Origin of the sequence: Saccharothrix lopnurensis, from assembly GCF_042658445.1 — a bacterium.
In the GTDB taxonomy this organism is placed as follows: Bacteria; Actinomycetota; Actinomycetes; order Mycobacteriales; family Pseudonocardiaceae; genus Actinosynnema; species Actinosynnema lopnurensis.
The window spans coordinates 66,632-84,786 of the sequence record NZ_JBHSQO010000034.1; the positions used below are offsets into that span (position 1 = coordinate 66,632).

Sequence of the window (18,155 nt, forward strand, 5' to 3'; positions counted from 1 at the left end):
GGAGTGGCGCAGCTAACCCCCAGGTGGCCGTCTGTTCCACAGATGGCATCTGTGAAAAGCTGACCGGGGTTGCTGGGTGTGATCGCGCCCGTCGAACTCCGCGTGGCGAGGGAGGCCCAGCGTGCGCCACTGGCCACTGTGGACGTTGAGGAAGTCCGCCCTGGCCTACTGGCTGCTCGTCGACGCCTGCGCGCTGGCGGTCGTGGTCCACGTGATCGCCTCGTCGGAGCCGCCCGCACCCGATGAGATCGGTCGGTTCGCGGTCATCGCGGCCACCGCGGGCGCGGTCGTCATCGGCAGCTCGATCCACAGCCACCGGCTGGGCGAGACCGAGCGCAACCCCTGGGCCGCGCACCTGTGCTACCTGACCGCGGGCGCGGTGGCGCTGCCGTGCAACCTGCTGGTCCTGCTGCTGTTCGGCCCCGCCCTGCACGGCGTGCTGGCGCAGCGCCCCGAGTCGCACCGCTGGGTGTTCACCCTGTCCGCGAGCGCGCTGGCGGTGTTCGGCGCCCGGTACGCGATCGGCTGGGAGCGGCCCGACCCCGACCTGGGCGTGATGGTCCTGGGCGCGACCGTGCTGCTCGTGGTGCACGCGGGGGTGATCGCGGTCGGCCTGAAGCTGCGCACCCCGGGCGCCCGCGGTGAGGAGGTCCTCGGCGAGCAGATCGACGTGGTCCTGGGCGTCGTCGCGGTCAGCATCGGCGGCCTGATGGGCGTCGTCGCCCTCGCCAACCCGGTGCACGCCCTGATGGCCGGCCCGCCGCTGGCCCTGCTCGAACGCGCCGCGCAGCTGCCGCACTGGCGCCGGTCGGCGCAGCGCGACGCCAAGACCGGCCTGGCCAACGCCGTGCACTGGGACGACCGGGCGCGCGCCGAGCTGGCCAAGGCCCGCGCCCGCGACCGGCCGATGGCCGTGATGCTGCTCGACCTCGACCACTTCAAGCGGGTCAACGACGAGGTCGGCCACCTGGCCGGCGACTCGGCGCTGAGCGCGGTGGCCCTGCTGCTGTCCGGGACCGTGCGCAGCGGCGACCTGGTGGGCCGCTTCGGCGGCGAGGAGTTCGTCGTGCTGCTCCCCGACGCCGAACCGGCCATCGCCCGCTCGGTCGCCCAGCGGGTCCGGCACGCCGTGGCCGACCTGGCCGTGCCCACGGTCGACACGCACGGCCGGGAGCACCTGCTCACCGGCCTGACCGTGAGCATCGGCGTGGCGACCAGCCGGCGCTTCGGCTACGAGCTGCCCGACCTGCTGGTCGCCGCGGACGCCGCGCTGCTGTCCGCCAAGGGCTACGGCCGCAACCTCGTCGAGATGGCCTGACCGATCCCGGCGGGGCCGATCCCGCCGGGGCCGACCGACTTCGCCGGGTCGCGACCGACCCCGCCGGGGTCGACCAGCGCCGGGCCGACCGACCCCGCCGGGGTCAGCGCCTGCCGCTGTGGCCGGCGTCCGGCCGCTCGCGGCCCTCGATGTCCTCCACCCGGTCGCCCGCCGTGTCCACCGCGCCGCTCTCCTGCGGTTCGTGCACGTCCACCTGCCGCGGCCGCACGGACCTGTCCGAGTCCGACAGCAGCGACCGGATGCCCGAGTTCAGCACCGCCAGCAGCGGCACCGCCAGCAGCGCGCCCGCGATCCCGCTGACCACCAACCCGGCGGCGATCGCCAGCACCACCGCCAGCGGGTGCAGCTTCACCGCGCGGCCCAGCAGCAGCGGCTGGAGCACGTGGCTCTCCAGCTGCATCACGCCGATCAGCACACCCAGGATGATCAGCGCCTCCACCGGCCCGTTGGCCACCAGCGCCACCAGCACCGCCACCGCGCCGGTGAACACCGCGCCGACGATCGGGATGAACGCGCCGAGGAACACCAGCGCCGACAGCGGCACCACCAGCGGCACGTCCACCAGCCACAGGCCGACGCCCACGCCGACCGCGTCGACCACGGCCACCAGCGCGGTCGCCCGCACGTAGGACACCAGCGAGGCGAACCCGCGCCGGCCCGCCACGTCCGCCCGGTCGCGCACGTCGTGCGGCACGATCCGGACCAGGAACCGCCAGATCCCGTCGCCGTCGTGCAGGAAGAAGATGAGCGTGAACAGCGCGAGCACCAGGCCGGTCAGGATCTCGCCGAGGGTCGCCGCCGTGGTCAGCGCGCCCGAGGTGATCTCGCCCTGGTTCTCCTGGACCGTCTCGACCACGTCGTCCAGGTACTGCTGGAGCTGCACGTCGCTCAGGTGCAGCGGCCCGTCGCGCAGCCAGTCGCGGATGGTGCCCAGGCTGGCGTTCACCTGGTCCTGGAGCTGCGGCAGGCCCTTGGAGAACTCGGTGATCACGAACGTCAGCACGCCGCCGACCACCACCAGGCCGCTGACCAGCACCAGGCCGGTGGACACGCCGCGCGGCACGCCCGCCTGCGTCAGCTGCGACACCGCCGGCGACAGCAACGCCGCCAGCAGCAGGGCGATCCCGACCGGGATGACCACCGAGGCCAGGAACCCCACCACCTGGGCCACCACGTAGAGCGCGGCCACCACCACCACGAACCGCCAACCCAGTGCCGCGCTCACGCGCAGCAGCGGGGGCACCCTGCCGCTCTCCGGCTCTCTCCCCGTCACACGATCACGTTAACCCCGTCCGGGTGGCACCGTGGGATGACGAGCCTCCCCGCGACGGAAACCACCAAAACCCGGCGGCGCCCGCACCGGGGGTGATCGGATCGAGGGGTGACCGTGGAGCAGACCGTGCGCGAGGCGTTCGCCACCGGCGGCCGGGTGCGGTTCGACCCCAGGACGCCCCAGCGGGAGCGCACGGTCCGCGGCGAACTGCTGTCGTCGCTGCTGGCCGACCTGCCCCTGGACGGCCTGCGCGGCGCGGCCCTGCGGCTGGTCGGCGCGAACGTGGTCGGCCCGTTCGCGCTGGAGGGCCTGCGCGTCGACCACGTGATCGACCTGCGCGACTGCACCTTCGAGCAGCCGCCGGACCTGCGCCTGGCCCGCCTGGTCGCCCTGCGGATGCGCGGCTGCCGGGTGCCCGGCCTGTTCGGCCGCAACCTGCGCGTCGGCAGCGACCTGGTGCTGGAGGCCGGGTTCACCAGCGACGGCGCGGTCGACCTCACCGACGCCTCGGTCGAGGGCACGCTGCGGCTGGCCGGCGCCGTGCTGCGGGCCAAGGGCGACCACGCCCTGCTCGCCGCGCGCGTGCGCGTGTCCGGCTCGCTCCAGGCGATCGCCCTGCGCGCGGGCGGCGAGGTGCGGCTGCGCGGCGCGAACATCGGCGGCAACGTGCACCTGGGCGGCGCGCGGCTGGTCAACGCCGGCCAGAACGCCCTGGACGCCACCGGCGCGACCATCGCGGGCAACCTGTTGTGCGACACCGAGGGCGGCCGGTTCACCGTCGAGGGCCGCGTGCTGCTCGACGGCGCCCGGGTCGGCGGCAGCGCCGTGTTCTCCGGCGCCCGCCTGCACGGCGGCGTGGCCGACCGGCCCGTGCTGGTCATCCCGCGCGGCACCGCGGACGAGGCGGCCGCGCTGGTCGCCGACCGCATCCGGGTCGAGGGCAACGTGGAGCTGGACGACGGCTTCACCTCCTCCGGCACGGTCCGCCTGCCCAACGCCGAGATCGGCGGCTACCTGCGGCTGTCCGGCGCCCGGATCGGCCGCCGCGAGGCCGTGGCGGAACCGGACGACCGGCCCGGCGAGGCGGGTCAGCGCATCCCGGTCGCCCTGCACGCCGACGGCATCCAGGTCCGCGGCGACCTCGAAGCGCGCGGCGCGTCCGACGGCGGCGGCTCCCGGGGCGACGCGCTGTGCGCCTACGGTCAGGTGCGCCTGGTGGACGCGCACGTGCGGGGCAGCGCGTCCCTGTCCGGCGCGCGGCTGCACGGCCCCGGCATCGACGTCCTGTTCGCCGACCGGCTCCGCGTCGGCGGCACCCTGTTCCTGCGCGACCTGCGCGCGCAGGGCTCGCTGCGCCTCCAGAACGCCGAGATCGGCTCCACCCTCGACTGCTCGGGCGCGAGCCTGCTGTCCCCGCGTCGCCGCCCCGACGGCACGGTCAAGCCCTCGCTGGACGCCCGGGTCGCCTCCATCGGCAAGGACCTCCTGTGCAGCCACGGCTTCACCGCCGCGGGCGGCGTGCGGATCAGGCTCGCGGAGGTCGGCAAGATGGCCACGTTCGCGGGCGCGCGGCTGGGCGGGCCGGGCGGCGGCACCGCGCTCAACGCCTACGGGCTGCACGCGCGGCAGCTGGTGCTGCGGCTGGACGAGGAGCACGCCCCGGTGGGCCGGGTCCTGCTCACCCGGTGCGCCGCGACGGCCGTCCAGGACGGGCCGGGGCTGTGGGCCGCGACCGGCGGGGTGGACGTGGACGACTTCACGTTCCGCTCGATCGCGTCCACGCCGCCGGTGGACGTGCGCACCCGGCTGCGGTGGCTGCGCGAGGTGCAGCCGGACTTCGCGCCCGGCCCCTACGAGCAGCTGGCGGCGGTGTACCGGGACGGCGGCGAGGAGGAACTGGCCCAGCTGGTGCAGATCGCCAAGCAGCACCGGCGCTACTCCGAGCTGGGCGTGGCCGGCCGGGTGTGGGGCGCGCTCCAGCGCTGGACGGTCGGCTACGGCTACCGGCCCTGGCTGGCGATCGCCTGGCTGACCGCGTTCGGGCTGTTCGGCGCGCTGTGGTTCCTGGGCCACGAGATGCCCCGGCTCAACGAGGACGAGTCGCCGTCGTGGAACCCGTGGCTGCTGTCGGTGGACCTGCTCGTGCCGATCGTCGACCTCGGGCAGGACGGGAAGTGGCGGTTCAGCGGGGTGTCCCAGTGGATCTCCAGCACGTTGATCGCGGTGGGCTGGATCCTGGCGTCCACCGCGGCGGCCGGCGCGGCGCGCGTGCTCAAGCGGGTCTGACCCCCGGTCGCGAAACCCCGTCCCCGTCACACGATCCGGCGAACCGGGCGGCGAAGGAGTGCGAACCCGGCCCGGTTCCTGGCAGGCTCCACGGCGTCGGCTTGATCGCGTCGGTCACGACACGTCGATCACGATGCCGGCGAAATCCCAGCGCCTGTGGTGGAGGAACCAGCGATGTCTGCCGTTGACCAGCGAGCGGGAACGGGGGCGAGCCGCGTTCGGCGGCTGCTCTCCCGTGCCGCGCTGGTCGTCGGCGGCGCGCTGGCCGGCACCGCCGTCGCCTGGGCGCTGTCCGCCGCGCCGGCGTCCGCGACCGACCACGAGGTGGTCGGCGAGGTCGCCGCGCACAGCCCGCTGCGCGAGGTCCTGGCCCCGATCGGTCCCGACGGGCTCGGTCCCGACGGGCTCAACCCCGACGGGCTCCGCTCCACCGGGCTCGGTCAGGCCGTGCGGGAGTTGGACACCGCGCTGCGCACCCCGCGGGTGAGGGAGCCGAAGAGCCCCGACCTGGGCCGCGTCGCGGAGGAGATCCGCGGCACCGTCGGGCACGTGGGCACCTGGTTCCGGCCTTCCGCGCCGAAGCCGGTGACCACCACCGACGACGGCCCGGTCGGTCGCGCTCCGGCCCACCCCACCCCCGAAACCACCCCCACCACCACCGCCGTGCCGGTTGATGCCGGCACGCCGGTGGTGACCGGGGTGTTCGCCAAGCTCAGCCTGCTCTGGCTGGACCAGGCACCCGGCACCGCACCGGTGCCGGCGGCCGACCGCGGGCCGTCCCTCCCGGGCGACCCGTCCGGACTCCCGTTGATGCCGTTCGCGCCCCCGCTCGGCGTGCCGGCCCACTGCACCTGCGGTGGCGACGCGTCCGGATCCTCCGGTGGCGGCGGCGGTCAGTACACGACCGCCTCCGCCCACCTCTCCGACACCGCCGTGGCCCGGGCTCTGTTCCCCGCCACCGTGCGGAACGTCGTGATGCCCGGCAAGCAGCCCGGCATCACCCCTGACTGACCAACGCGCGCGGTCCGCGCCGGCTCGCTGACGAGCCGGCCCGGTAATCGACCGTCGCGCCACTCGTGCGCGCTCCCTTCGGTCGAGACGCCGCGCCCCATTCCCATCCCCGAACCGGGGTGGCCGTCGCCTCCGACGCGCCTTGCGCGTCCGGCCACCCCTCACCTCCCGCAAGGGACACCGAACGAAGGAGAAGTCATGCAGACCTGGGCCAAGCGCGGTCTCCAAACCGCACTTGTCACGGGTGGTTTGCTGATGCTCGGTACGGGCATCGCTTCAGCCCAGGAGAACGTCAACCCCGACGCGCGGCCCAACCCGCTCGACGCGAGGGTGCGGGTCCCGGTCGACGTCGACCGCAACAACCTGGGCACCCCGGTGGGCAACCACGACCTGCCCGCCGTCCGCGGCGAGCTGCGCACCCCCTCCCTGGCGGAGACGCCGGCCGGCCGCGTCGCCGACCACCCCAACCCGCTGGTCCGCGGCACCCGGGAAGGTCTGTCCGGCGTCAACCGGACGGGCGTCACCCGCGGCAACACCGTCGGCGCCGACGTCGCGATGCCCGTCAACGTCTGCGGCAACGCGATCGGCGCGGGCGGCGACTCCTACACCGAGGCCGACTGCTCCCGGTCGGCCGAGAGCACCGGCGACATCCAGACCGACGGCTCCTACGGCTCGCTGTCGGGCAACGCGGCCCGCGCCGCCGCCGCGGTCTCGCCGCAGGTCACCGGCAACGCGATCGCCGCGCTGTCCAACGCCGAGAGCCGCACCACCTCCGACCAGCGGGCCACCGCGGGCGGCGACGTGCGGACCTCGGGCCGCCACGGCTCGCTGTCCGGCAACGTCGCCGCGCTCCAGGGCGCCGCGCCGGTGCAGGTGAACGGCAACGCGCTGGCCGCGGGCGGCAACTCGCACACCACCTCCACCGCGTCCAACCACGTCACCGCGCCGGGTTCGCTGCGCACCGACGGCGACCGCAGCAGCGCCGGCGGCAACGTCCTCGGCGTGCCGCTGGCCCCGGTCGTCGGGGTGAGCGGCAACGGCTTCGGCGCCGTGGGCAACGCGGACGCCAACGCCGACGACCGCTCCTACGCCGACGCGGGCGACACGCACCCCTTCCCGGGCGGCCCGTCGATGTGGGCGGAGACCACCGGCAAGGACGGCACCCTCGCGGGCAACATCGCGCAGCCGTCCCTGGCCGGCCCCGCCTCGGCCGACAACAACGCCCTCGGCGGCGTGGGCAACTCGAACGTCGCCGGCCGGGCGACCAACGACGCGTACGCCGGCGGCAACAGCCGGACCGCGGGCCAGGACTCGGTGCTGTCCGGCAACTACGCCGACGCGCCCGTGGCGCTGCCGGTGGCCGGCTCGGGCAACTCGGCGTCGGGCGTGGGCAACACCTCCTCCCGGCACGCGAACGACGTGGTCACCGTCGCGGGTGGCGACACCTACACCAACGGCGACCGCTCGGTGCTGTCGGCCAACTCGGCCAACCTGCCCCCGGCGGGCGCGGCCGACCTGTGCGGCAACGGCACGGCGGCGGGCGGCATCGCCGACAGCAGTTGCGACAACGACGTGGCCGTGGAGTCCGGCGGCTACAACGGCTCCACGGGCAACGACGGCGTCGTGTCCGGCAACATCGGCCAGGTCCCGGTGGGCGCGCCCGCCGAGGCGTTCGGCAACAACTTCGGCGCGGCGGGCAGCTCGACCGGCCGCACCACCGAGGACAAGGCGATCCGCTCGGGCCGCATGGCCAACAGCGTCGACGACAACGGCACGGTGTCCAGCAACGTCGTGTCGGCCCCGACCGTGCTCGGCGGCCAGGCGTTCGGCAACACGGGCGGCGCGGTCGCCAACCCCACCTCCACCACCGACAGCGACACCCGCGTCGACCTCGGCAACCCGCCGCAGGCCAACGGCAAGCACGGTTCCGCGTCGGGCAACATCGTGCACGTGCCGACCTCGAACCCGGCCCAGGTCTTCGGCGACTCGGTCGTCGGCGTGGGCAACGGCTCCTCGGACACCACCAGCAGCCTGTCGTCCCGCTCGGGCGGCGGCGCCGTGACGACCGGTGACGAGGGCTCCCTGTCGGGCAACGTGCTGTCGGTGCCGCAGGCGTCCTCGCCGCAGGCGTTCGGCAGCGCGATCGGCGCGGGCAGCAACGTCGAGTCCGACACCCGCAACGAGTTCGGCTCGTTCTCCGGCGGCGACGTCTACACCTCCGGCGACCGGGGTTCGTTCTCCGGCAACGGCCTGGGGTCCCAGGCGACCCTGCCGCTCCAGGTGTTCGGCGACGCGGTCACCGCCGCCGGCAACGGCTACTCCAGGTCGGACAACAGCTCCGGCCTGATCGCCGGTGGCAGGCACCTGACCTCCGCCGAGGACGCCTCGTGGTCCGGCAACCTGCTGACCACGCCGGCCGCCCTGGCGCCGTCGGCGCACGGCGACGCGGTCACCGCCGCGGGCCTGGCGGACGCCAGGACCACCAGCGACGCCCACAGCACCTCGGGCGGCGACACCGCGACCACGGGCACCGGCCCGATGACGGCCCGCGACCTGGAGCTGCCCGCCGAGGGCGTGGCCAGGATGTTCGGCGTGCCGGTCGAGGTGGCGGGCACCGCCACCGCCGACGCCGCCGACCGCAGCCGCCTGCGGACCGGCGAGGGCGAGGAGACCGAGCTGGGACGCGGTGTGGTGCTGCCGATGGGTGTCGACCACCTGATGCGCGTCACCGAGCTGCCGAGCCTGGAGCTGCTGCACCGGCTGCCGGAGTACCGGTCGCCGCTGCGGGCCCCGGGCCTGGAGGAGCTGCGCAACCTGCCCATCCTGGGCCGGCCGCTGCCCGTCGAGGCGCCCCGGGTGGCCTCGCCGACGAGGACCGCGTGGCAGGCCGGCTCGGAGCTGCGCGAAGAGCTGCCCGCGGTGAAGGCGGACAAGCCGGAGGTCGACGCCCGCGACCTGCCGACGAGCGAGCTGCCCAAGCCCGACCTGTCGGACGCCGAGCTGCCCACCGCCCCGCTGTCCGCCCTGATGAAGCCGATGACCGTGATGAAGGCCATGGCCGTCATGAAGCCGGTGAGCGAGCTGCCGACCGGTGTGATGCCGCGCGTCCAGGAGGACGTGCGGGACACCGCCACCAACCGGATGCCCGGCACGGCGCACGTGGCGCGCACCGCCTACGGCCTGCTGCCCGCCACGTCGGGTGAGCGGTCGTTCTCCGGCACCCTGCCGGTGACCGACCAGCTGGACCTGACCCGGCAGCTGCCGATCGTGACCGACCAGACCGCCGTGCTGCGCGACCAGGCGCTGCCGACCCTGCCGGTCGCCTCCCCGGTCCCGCTGCCGGTCGTCGTGCCGGTCCCGGGCCTGGCCCAGCCGCGCACCGCTCCGGTGCTGCCGCCGGCCGCGCTGAGCGGCCTGGACGTCAACCCGCTCCAGGGCACCGTCGGCACCCAGGCGGTGCCGAGCACGGAGCAGCTGCGGACCCCGGCCCTGGCCGGTCTGGACGCCTTCTCCCTGTTCAACAGCATGGAGCGGACTGCCCAGCTGCCGCGGATCTGACGCACCACCCCTCCCGCGACCGGGCCCCCGGCACTTCGGTGCCGGGGGCCCGGTCCTGTGCGCGCCTGGTCTTTCGCGCGCTTGGTGCTGTGCGCGCCTGGTGCTGTGCCCGTCCGGTGCTGTGCGCGCCGGTCTTTCGCGCGTGTGGTGCGTTACGCGTCCGGTGCTGTGCGCACCTGGTCTCGCGCGCCTGGTCTTGGCGCGCCGGTCTTCCCCGCGCCTGCTCCTCCGCGCGCTCGGACCTCGTCGCACCCGGTCCTCCTCCCCACTTTTTCGCGCCAGGGGTTCCGCCGCTTCAGTCGAGCCGGTCGAGCATCCCGGTGAAGTCGTCCTCCGACACGATCGGCACCCGGTAGGCCCGCGCCCGCCGCGCCTTGCTCGACAGGGTGCACGGGTCGGCCGCGACGAGCACCCGCGTCGACCGGGTCACGTAGCCCTGGCTGACCAGCCCCGCGCCGCAGGCCCGGTCCACCCACACCTCGCGCGGCGAGCGCATCTGCCCGGTGAACACCACCACGTCGCCCCGCACCAGCGGGACCGGCTCGGCGCCGGCCGGCGCCCCTCCCGCACCCGCCACGCCCGCCACCCCGCGCCGCACCTCGACCGCGTCGGCGGCGAGCCCCAGCGGCGGGAACGGCGTCCCGGCCAGCGGCCCGAACCGCAGGTAGCGGCGGAACAGCGAGGCCGTGGCGCGGGCGTCGTGCAGGGCGGAGTGGGCCGAGTCGAGCACCACGCCGGCCGCCGCGCAGCAGGCCGCCAGCGACCGCCCGGCGCGCGGTGGCAGGAACCGGTCCGCCAACCGCATCGTGCACAGTCCGGTCACCTCGACCGGCACCCCGGCGCGGTGGAGCTCGGCGGTCAGGAAGCGCGCGTCGAACGCCAGGTTGTGCGCGACGACGACCCGGCCGGCCAACCGGTCCGCGAGCGTCCCGGCGACCGCCGCGAACGCGGGCGCGTGCCACACGTCGGCGGCGCTGATCCGGTGCACGTGCTGCGGCCCGAGGTCGCGCCCCGGGTTGACCAGCGTGCACCACTCGCCGGTGACGCGGCCGTGCCGGTCGAGCTGCACCACCGCGACCTCGACGACGCGGTCGGACCCCCGCGCGGCGAACCCCGTCGTCTCCACGTCGACCACGGCGTACTCGACCACCGGCGAACCCTACTACCGGGGCGGGTCACCCCCGCAGCGCCCGGAGCACCAGGTCCACCACCGCGTCGGCGTGCTCCCCGGACAGCGGCGCGGTCCGCAGCAGCCACCGCTGGTGCACCGGTCCGAGCAGCAGGTCCGCCGCCGCCGCGACGTCCACGTCCAGCCGCACCTCGCCCGCGCGCTGCCCGGCGCGCAACCGCTCCTCCAACCGCACGCGGCGGGGGGTCAGCAGCAGCGTGACCAGGTCGGTGCGGGCCTCGTGGACCAGGACCCGGCACACCTGGTCGAACCGCCGCTCGTTCAGCTCCTCCACCGTCGCCCGCAGTTCCAGCCGGAGGTCGGTGGCCAGGTCGCCGCTGGGCCGCGGGTCCCGCTCGACCGGTCCCAGCTCCACGAACGCCTCGAACAGCAGCGGTCCCTTCGACGACCACCACCGGTAGATGGTCTGCTTGCCCACCCCCGCCCGAGCCGCGACGGCCTCGATGGTCAACCGGGAGTAGCCGAGCGCCTCGACCAACTCCAACGCGGCCACGAGGATCGCCCGCCTCGAACGGTCGCTGCGCCGCGCCGCGTCGGGTGGCATCCCTTGATCGTAAGCGCCGCGACGCTGCGCCGATACCGCGTGGAGCGGTCCGTCGACCTCTCGGTGCAGCGCCGTGACCAGGGGATTGCAGAACCGCACAAAGGGTTTGCAGGACCGGGGGAGCACACTCGTCATCGAGGCGGCCCGGTAGCGGTACAGGGGGGCTGGGCCGCCTCCTCGACCACCGGGGTCCGCGAGGATCCCGGGCAGAGCGCCGGCGGCCTGGGGGGAAGGGGGGGCTGGCGGCGGCTCCCGCGGTTGGGGGGGGGGGGGGGGGGGGGGGGGGGGGGGGGGGGGGGGTCGGGGGATCGGCGGCGGCACCGCGGCCTCCGCCGCCGATCGCGCCACAACTCCGGCAGCCCTGCTCACCCGGCGGCAGCGGTCGCGCCGGGGCCGTGACCTCGGGTGTTCCACCGTCAGCGGCGCGTGCGGCCCGCGGTGGTCGTCATGACGCCTCTTCGAGCCGCGAGCCGTTGCGCCAGGCGGCGGCCAGGTCCTGGATCGGCAGGTCGAGCACCTCGCTGAGGCAGGCGATCGTGCCGAAGGCGGGGGTGGGGAGCCGGCCGGTCTCGATCTTGCGCAACGTCTCCGGCGACATGCCCGCCGCGCGTGCCACGTCACCCAGGTCCCGGTCCGCCCGCGCTTCGCGCAGCAGCCTCCCGAGACGTCGGCCGGCCTCGATCTGTTCGGGCGTGAGCGGGTTGCGGACCACGCCACCAGGGTACGGCTGGTATTTTAATACCGGCAAGTGCTAAGTTGGTATTATTATACCAAGGCACGACGGATGAGGGCACCATGATCGAGTTGAAGACGCCTGCGGAGATCGAGCGCATGCACGTGGCCGGGCGTTTCGTCGCCGAGGTCCTCACCGAGGTCGGCGAACTCGCCGACGTGGGCGTCAACCTCCTGGACCTGGAGCACCACGTGCGCGGCATGATCGAGCGGCGCGGCGCGGAGTCCTGCTACTGGGACTACGCCCCCTCCTTCGGCAAGGGCCCGTTCCGCAACGTCATCTGCCTGTCGGTCAACGACGCCGTGCTGCACGGCCTGCCGCACGACTACGTGCTGCGCGACGGCGACGTGCTCAGCGCGGACCTCGCGGTCGGCATCGACGGCTGGGTGGCCGACTCGGCGCGCACGATCGTCGTCGGCACCGTCGCCGAGGAGGACCTGCGGATCATCCGCGCCACCGAGGAGGCGCTGGAGGCCGGGATCGAGGCGGCTCGTCCGGGCAACCGCCTGGGCGACATCTCGGCGGCGATCTGGGCGGTGGCCCGCGCCCACGGCTACCCGGTCAACACCGAGTTCGGTGGTCACGGCATCGGCCGCACCATGCACGAGGACCTGCACGTCTCCAACAAGGGCCGGGCGGGCCGGGGCCTGACGCTCCGACCGGGGCTGACCCTCGCGCTCGAACCCTGGTTCGCCCGCACGACCGACCGGATCGTCTACGACCCCGACGGCTGGACCATCCGCTCGGCCGACGGCTCGCGCACCGCCCACTCCGAGCACACGGTGGCCATCACCGAGGACGGTCCCCTGGTGCTCACCCGGCGCCGACCGGAGGCGGAGCCGGCCACGGCGTGAGCCGGGGCCGGGAGCTCGGACGCCGGCCGGCGAAACGGCACCCGGACCCGGTGCCGGGTGGGGAACCGCCGGGTCGGCCCCTGATCAGCCCTGGGCCAGGTCGGCGAAGCGGCTGTAGTGCAGCTGGTGCGCCACCGTGATGGTGGCCGTCGGGCCGGCGCGGTGCTTGGCCACGATCAGGTCCGCCTCACCGGCCCTCGGGTCGTCCCGCTCCCAGGCGTCCGGCCGGTTGATCAGGATCACCATGTCCGCGTCCTGCTCCAGCGACCCGGACTCACGCAGGTCCGACAGCTGCGGCCGCTTGTCGGTGCGCTGCTCCGGCCCTCGGTTCAGCTGGCTGATCGCGATCACCGGGATCTCCAGTTCCTTGGCGATCAGCTTCAGGTTCCGGGAGAACTCCGAGACCTCCTGCTGCCGCGACTCGGTGCGCTTGCCCGACGACATCAGCTGGAGGTAGTCCACGACCAGCAGCCGCAGGTCGTGGCGCTGCTTGAGCCGCCGGGCCTTGGCCCGGATCTCCATCATGGTCAGGTTCGGCGAGTCGTCCACGAACAGCGGGGCCTCGCTGATCTCGCTCATCCGCCGGGCCAGGCGCGTCCAGTCGTCGTCGCTCATCCGGCCGCTGCGCATGTCGCCGAGCCGGATGCGGGCCTCGGCGGACAGCATGCGCATGACGATCTCGGTGCGCGACATCTCCAGCGAGAAGATGGCGCTGGTCAGGCCGTGCTTCACCGAGCAGGAGCGGGCGAAGTCCAGGCCCAGGGTGGAGTTGTGGGTGGGGATCATCGACCGGCCCGCGAGGTAGAGGTGGTCGCTGTTGTCCACCTCCACGCAGCGCACCGGGACGCTCGGGACCGGCCGCACGGCGACGACGAACCGCGAACCGGTCCGCCCGTCGCCCGTCGCCCGTCGCCGCTCCTTCAGCGCCAACCGCTTGTGCTCCAGGCGGAAGACGTCGTCCCCGGTGTCGAGGACCACGACGCGCCCGGTACCTGCGGCGCACCGGTGGCCCAGGCCCACGACCAGCTCGCGGACGTCCTCGGCCAGGCGCTCGGTGGTCGCCTCGAACCGCACGGAACCACCCCCGGTCACCGTGCCGCCCGCGTCGAGCACGCCGGCGAGCAGGGCGCGCCGCTGTGCGGCGGAGGCGCGGAGGTACCGCTCGGGGATGTGCTCGTCGCCCGGCACGCCCCACTCCCGCAGCACGCCCTCGACGGCCTCGTCCGCCGGACCCGGGTACCCCTCGGCCTCGACGTGCCAGACCGACTCCGGGTCGGTGTCCCGCGAAGGATCGGTGTCCCGCGAACCGCCGAGCCGGACGCCGAGGGTGTAGGGGCCGAGCGGCAGCGCGGCCTCGGGCAGGTCGAGGGGGCGGGTGGTGGCCACCGCGTGGGCCGTCCCGCGACGCAGGTCCCCGGCGATCTCCCGGGTGGTGCGCACCCCGGTCCCGCGCCCGGCCGGTGCCCCGGGCCCCGGGATGTCGTGCGCCGGGATGTCGGTCAGCCACTGGTGCTCGGCGTCGGCCACCAGCACCGAACCGTCGGAGAACTCGACCTCGTAGCACGGCCGGCCGTGCAGGACGTCGGTCGCGGCGACCACCGTCGTGGGCCGCCCGTCCGCGTCGAGCAGCCGGTCCCCCACGGCCACCCGACCCATCGTGGTCCACCCGGTGGGCGTGGCGAGCGGGGTGTCCAGCGCCAGGGCCTTGCCCACGCCGGGACGGGCCGCGACGATGATCATCTGGCCGGGGTGCAGGCCGTTGGTCAGCTCGTCGAGGTCCGCGAAGCCCGTGGGGATGCCGAGGGAGGCGCCGCCGCGCGAGGCGATGGCGTCGATCTCGTCCATGGTCGGCTGGAGCAGGTCCTCCAGCGCCGAGTAGTCCTCGGTGGTGCGCCGCTCGGTCACCTCGTAGATCGCCGCCTGGGCCCGGTCGACGACCTCGTCGACGTCCGCGCCCTCGGCGCCGTTGTAGCCCAGCTGCACGATCCGCGTGCCCGCCTCCACCAGCCGCCGCAGCACGGCCTTCTCGGCCACGATCTCGGCGTAGTAGGAGGCGTTGGCCGCGGTGGGCACCGTGGCGATGAGCGTGTGCAGGTACGGGGCGCCGCCGACGCGCAGCAGCTCGCCCCGCCGCTCCAGCTCCGCGGACACCGTGATCGGGTCGGCGGGCTCGCCGCGGCCGTAGAGGTCCAGCACGCAGTCGTACACCGCCTGGTGGGCCGGGCGGTAGAAGTCGTTGGGCGCGAGGACCTCGACCACGTCGGCGATCGCGTCCTTGCTCAGCAGCATCCCCCCCAGGACCGACTGCTCGGCGGCGAGGTCCTGGGGCGGCTGTCGTTCGAAGCCGGGCTCGGCCATCATCCCCCGGTCGTCCACCAGCGCCACCGCGCACTCACCCCAATCTGCTGCCGTGCAGGATGTTCTACCCCGTGGGTCCGACATTTTCCGGGCACCACGCCAGGGATTCAGCGACGCTAGAGCCCCCCGGACGGCGCGGGCAACCGAGCTTGTGGACAACCCGGTGGACAGGTTGGGGATGGTTGTCGCGAGCTGACCACAACGCTGGGGAAACCTGTGGACAACCTGGGTACAACTCGGTCGGTGACGGAAGTTTTCCCAGGTCAGAACCTGTGGATAAATTTGTGGAAAAGTCCTTTGTCACACCGTCGGCGTGTCGCGTGCAACAGCCCCTTCGGCGTGTCGCGCACCGGGCGTCACAAGAGTTGTCCACAGCCGGACGCGCGAAGGCGCCGCCCGACCGGGAGTCCCGGTCGAACGGCGCCTCCGACGCCGAACAGGTGGTGCTTTCAGCCCGCGGCCGAGACCTCGACGGCCAGCGCGACGGTGACCTCCGGGTGCAGCCGGACGTTGACCGAGTGCTGCCCGACGGTCTTGATGTGGCCGGCCAGCTCGACGGCCCGCTTGTCCAGCGCGGGGCCGCCGGCGGCGCGCACGGCCGACACCACGTCGGACGAGGTCACCGAGCCGAACAGCTTCTTCGAGCCCGACGCGGCCTTGGCCCGCAGCGTGATCGAGCCGAGACCCTCCAGGGAAGCCTTGAGCTCCTTGGCGTGGTCCAGGTCGCGCACCCGGCGGGTGTCCTGGGCGCGGCGGATGACCTCGACCTGCTTGGCCGCGCCCTTGGTGGCGAGGATCGCCAGGCCGCGGGGCAGCAGGTAGTTGCGGCCGTAGCCGTCCTTGACCTCGACGATGTCGCCGGGACCGCCGAGGCCGGTCACGTCAGCGGTGAGGATGAGCTTCACTGTGCCGTCCCCTTTCTCAGCGAGCGGTCGAGGTGTAGGGCAGCAGCGCCATCTCGCGGGCGTTCTTGACGGCGACCGCGACGTCGCGCTGGTGCTGGCTGCAGTTGCCGGTGACCCGGCGGGCGCGGATCTTGCCCCGGTCCGAGATGTACTTCCGGAGCAGGGTGGTGTCCTTGTAGTCGATCATGTTGGCGTTGCGGTCCTTGCAGAACGCGCAGACCTTCTTCTTGGGCTTGCGCACAGGCGGCTTGGCCATGTGTGTACTCCTGGTGACGCGGAAGAGTGGTGGATGCGGTGCGGTCTAGAAGGGGGGCTCGTCGGCGAAACCACCGGAACCCGCCGGGGGCGCGGAGCCCCACGGGTCGTCGGCCGGTGCGCCGCCGCCACCGCCGCGGGACTGACCGCCGCCGCCGCCGAAGCCGCCGCCGCCGTCACCCCGGCTCACCTTGTTGACCTTCGCGGTCGCGTAGCGCAGGGAGGGGCCGATCTCGTCGACCTCCAGTTCGATGACCGTGCGCTTCTCGCCTTCCTTCGTCTCGAAGGAACGCTGGCGCAGGCGCCCGGTCACGAGCACGCGCGAGCCGCGGGTGAGCGACTCGGCCACGTTCTCCGCGACCTGCCGCCACACGTTGCACCGCAGGAAGAGGGCTTCGCCGTCCTTCCACTCGCCGCTCTGGCGGTCGAAGGTCCGGGGCGTGGAGGCGACCGTGAAGCTCGCCACCGCGGCACCGGACTGGGTGAAGCGCAGTTCCGGGTCGGCGGTCAGGTTCCCGACCACCGTGATCGTCGTCTCGCCTGCCATGGTCCGGGTAGCCCCTACGCCTTGGCCAGGGCCCTGGCGGCCGACTTGGCCGACTTGACCGACGCCCTCGCGGCAGCCTTGGCCGCGGCCTTGGCGGCCTTGGCGGGCTCGCGCCGCAGGACCTTGGTGCGCAGGATCGTCTCCTGGAGACCGAGCTGGCGGTCCAGCTCCTTCACCGCGTCGGGCGTCGAGGTCAGGTCGAGGATCGCGTAGATGCCCTCGCTCTGCTTGTTGATCTCGAAGCTGAGACGGCGCTTGCCCCAGACGTCGACCTTCTCCACGTTGCCACCCGTGGTGCGGATGACGTTGAGGAACGTGTCGAGGGACGGCGCGATCGTGCGCTCGTCGAGACTGGGGTCGAGGATGACCATCACTTCGTAATGACGCATGTAGACCACTCACCTCCTGTGGACTCGGCGGCCACGGGCTTTCCGTGGCAGGAGGGTCGTCGCGTCAGCAACCCGTCCAGGGTAACAGGCCCCCGGGGTGAGTCCCCGGGGGCCCGTCGCGGCTGCTCAGAGCCTCCAGTTCTGGTAGTTCGCGAACACCGCCTCGGTGATCCGGGTGCCCCGGTTGTGGTCCCCGTGGCCGTACGCGTGCACCGCGATGCCGCAGAACGTCGAGCACCCGGCGGCCCGCACGACCGAGCCGTCCTGCCCGCCCACGGTGTCCAGGTGGTGGGCCAGCTGGCGGGGGTGGGAGGCGCTGATCGAGCTGGTGGTGGACCACTGCGTGCCGGCCGGCTTGTCCTGCGGGTAGCCCGAGCTGCCGACCGCGGTGCCGTCGAGCGACGCGGTGGTCCAGCTCATGCCGTACCAGCCGGTGGTGTCGCCCACGGAGCAGTTGAGCTTGAAGCCCGCGTAGTCGTACTCGGCGTTGGCGTTCTGGGTCCACCCGGTGACGCTGAAGGTGTTGCTCACGCCGCAGCTGCCGAACGGCGAGGAGCCGCCGTCGCGGCCCGGGTGGACGGTGAAGTTCGTGTTCCACGCGCCGCCGCTGCCGCCGGAGTGCGCGCAGTGGCCGGCGGTGGCGACCGCGTTCGCCGCGTACAGCCAGCCGGTGCACCAGCCCGTGGAGCCGTTCGGCCTGGTGTAGGTGACGTAGACGTCGGCACTGGCGGGGTAGGCCGTGGTGCCGGTGACCTGCACGCGCCCGTCCGGCGCGATGATCGACTGGATGCCGGTACCGCCGGGGGCCGTCGCGCGCGGCCCGGCGTGGGCGGGTCGGGCGTGGGCGGGTCGGGCGCTGCCGGCGCCGGTGCCCGCGAACCCGGCGGTGCGGCGGCCGGCGGCGCGCGAGGCCC

15 protein-coding genes are annotated in these 18,155 nt (G+C 73.9%); 5 read left to right on the top strand and 10 right to left on the bottom strand.

Features of this window, described 5'->3' with window-relative positions:
* The first annotated feature begins 121 nt into the window (after positions 1-121).
* Positions 122-1,318: a GGDEF domain-containing protein gene (locus tag ACFP3R_RS26670; protein ID WP_380639509.1), complete on the top strand. Its 1,197-nt coding sequence runs from the start codon at positions 122-124 to the stop codon at positions 1,316-1,318.
* A 103-nt stretch (positions 1,319-1,421) separates the two neighbouring features.
* Here ACFP3R_RS26670 and ACFP3R_RS26675 read toward each other — a convergent pair whose 3' ends face one another.
* Positions 1,422-2,612, bottom strand: coding sequence for an AI-2E family transporter (locus ACFP3R_RS26675; RefSeq protein ID WP_380639511.1), 1,191 nt, complete (start codon positions 2,610-2,612; stop codon positions 1,422-1,424).
* Positions 2,613-2,720: 108 nt separating this feature from the next.
* Between ACFP3R_RS26675 and ACFP3R_RS26680 the strand changes: the two genes are divergently transcribed.
* From ACFP3R_RS26680 to ACFP3R_RS26690, 3 genes are all read left to right on the top strand, one after another.
* Complete coding sequence (locus tag ACFP3R_RS26680; protein WP_380639513.1) at positions 2,721-4,898, top strand: translocation/assembly module TamB domain-containing protein; 2,178 nt, start codon at positions 2,721-2,723, stop codon at positions 4,896-4,898.
* Between the two features lie 174 nt (positions 4,899-5,072).
* Positions 5,073-5,909, top strand: a complete 837-nt coding sequence (locus tag ACFP3R_RS26685; RefSeq protein WP_380639515.1) for a hypothetical protein — start codon at positions 5,073-5,075, stop codon at positions 5,907-5,909.
* 255 nt (positions 5,910-6,164) lie between these two features.
* Positions 6,165-9,467, top strand: a complete 3,303-nt coding sequence (locus ACFP3R_RS26690) for a beta strand repeat-containing protein (protein ID WP_380639517.1) — start codon at positions 6,165-6,167, stop codon at positions 9,465-9,467.
* Positions 9,468-9,762: 295 nt separating this feature from the next.
* On the opposite strand, the gene ACFP3R_RS26695 is transcribed toward ACFP3R_RS26690, so the two are convergent.
* From ACFP3R_RS26695 to ACFP3R_RS26705, 3 genes are all read right to left on the bottom strand, one after another.
* Complete coding sequence (locus tag ACFP3R_RS26695; RefSeq protein ID WP_380639519.1) at positions 9,763-10,617, bottom strand: exonuclease domain-containing protein; 855 nt, start codon at positions 10,615-10,617, stop codon at positions 9,763-9,765.
* A gap of 25 nt (positions 10,618-10,642) precedes the next feature.
* Positions 10,643-11,200, bottom strand: a complete 558-nt coding sequence (locus ACFP3R_RS26700) for a TetR/AcrR family transcriptional regulator (RefSeq protein ID WP_380639521.1) — start codon at positions 11,198-11,200, stop codon at positions 10,643-10,645.
* 445 nt (positions 11,201-11,645) lie between these two features.
* Positions 11,646-11,912: a helix-turn-helix transcriptional regulator gene (locus ACFP3R_RS26705; RefSeq protein WP_380639523.1), complete on the bottom strand. Its 267-nt coding sequence runs from the start codon at positions 11,910-11,912 to the stop codon at positions 11,646-11,648.
* A gap of 83 nt (positions 11,913-11,995) precedes the next feature.
* Between ACFP3R_RS26705 and map the strand changes: the two genes are divergently transcribed.
* Entirely contained in the window at positions 11,996-12,787 is a 792-nt protein-coding gene (gene map / locus ACFP3R_RS26710) for a type I methionyl aminopeptidase (RefSeq protein WP_380639525.1), read from the top strand.
* Positions 12,788-12,871: 84 nt separating this feature from the next.
* Here map and dnaB read toward each other — a convergent pair whose 3' ends face one another.
* The 6 genes from dnaB to ACFP3R_RS26740 all read right to left on the bottom strand — a co-directional run.
* On the bottom strand, positions 12,872-15,172 hold the full coding sequence (gene dnaB, locus ACFP3R_RS26715; protein WP_380639527.1) for a replicative DNA helicase: 2,301 nt from the start codon (positions 15,170-15,172) through the stop codon (positions 12,872-12,874).
* Between the two features lie 422 nt (positions 15,173-15,594).
* Positions 15,595-16,050: a 50S ribosomal protein L9 gene (gene rplI, locus ACFP3R_RS26720; protein ID WP_380639529.1), complete on the bottom strand. Its 456-nt coding sequence runs from the start codon at positions 16,048-16,050 to the stop codon at positions 15,595-15,597.
* 16 nt (positions 16,051-16,066) lie between these two features.
* Entirely contained in the window at positions 16,067-16,306 is a 240-nt protein-coding gene (rpsR, locus tag ACFP3R_RS26725; RefSeq protein WP_344034493.1) for a 30S ribosomal protein S18, read from the bottom strand.
* A 45-nt stretch (positions 16,307-16,351) separates the two neighbouring features.
* The gene (locus ACFP3R_RS26730) at positions 16,352-16,852 is read right to left on the bottom strand and encodes a single-stranded DNA-binding protein (protein WP_380639531.1); all 501 of its coding nucleotides are present in this window, start codon (positions 16,850-16,852) and stop codon (positions 16,352-16,354) included.
* Positions 16,853-16,866: 14 nt separating this feature from the next.
* Positions 16,867-17,241 (bottom strand): 30S ribosomal protein S6, encoded by a 375-nt coding sequence (gene rpsF / locus ACFP3R_RS26735; RefSeq protein WP_380639533.1) that lies wholly within the window; start codon positions 17,239-17,241, stop codon positions 16,867-16,869.
* Positions 17,242-17,367: 126 nt separating this feature from the next.
* Positions 17,368-18,155 (bottom strand): trypsin-like serine peptidase (locus ACFP3R_RS26740; protein ID WP_380639535.1); only part of this gene is annotated, 788 nt, incomplete at its 5' end.

Bases quoted from the DNA above. Each gene is read 5' to 3' on its own strand.
- ACFP3R_RS26685 (WP_380639515.1), top strand. From the start codon at position 5,073: ATGTCTGCCGTTGACCAGCGAGCGGGAACGGGGGCGAGCCGCGTTCGG.
- ACFP3R_RS26690 (WP_380639517.1), top strand. From the start codon at position 6,165: ATGCTCGGTACGGGCATCGCTTCAGCCCAGGAGAACGTCAACCCCGAC.
- ACFP3R_RS26700 (WP_380639521.1), bottom strand. From the start codon at position 11,200: ATGCCACCCGACGCGGCGCGGCGCAGCGACCGTTCGAGGCGGGCGATC.
- map (WP_380639525.1), top strand. From the start codon at position 11,996: ATGATCGAGTTGAAGACGCCTGCGGAGATCGAGCGCATGCACGTGGCC.
- rpsR (WP_344034493.1), bottom strand. From the start codon at position 16,306: ATGGCCAAGCCGCCTGTGCGCAAGCCCAAGAAGAAGGTCTGCGCGTTC.
- ACFP3R_RS26730 (WP_380639531.1), bottom strand. From the start codon at position 16,852: ATGGCAGGCGAGACGACGATCACGGTGGTCGGGAACCTGACCGCCGAC.
- rpsF (WP_380639533.1), bottom strand. From the start codon at position 17,241: ATGCGTCATTACGAAGTGATGGTCATCCTCGACCCCAGTCTCGACGAG.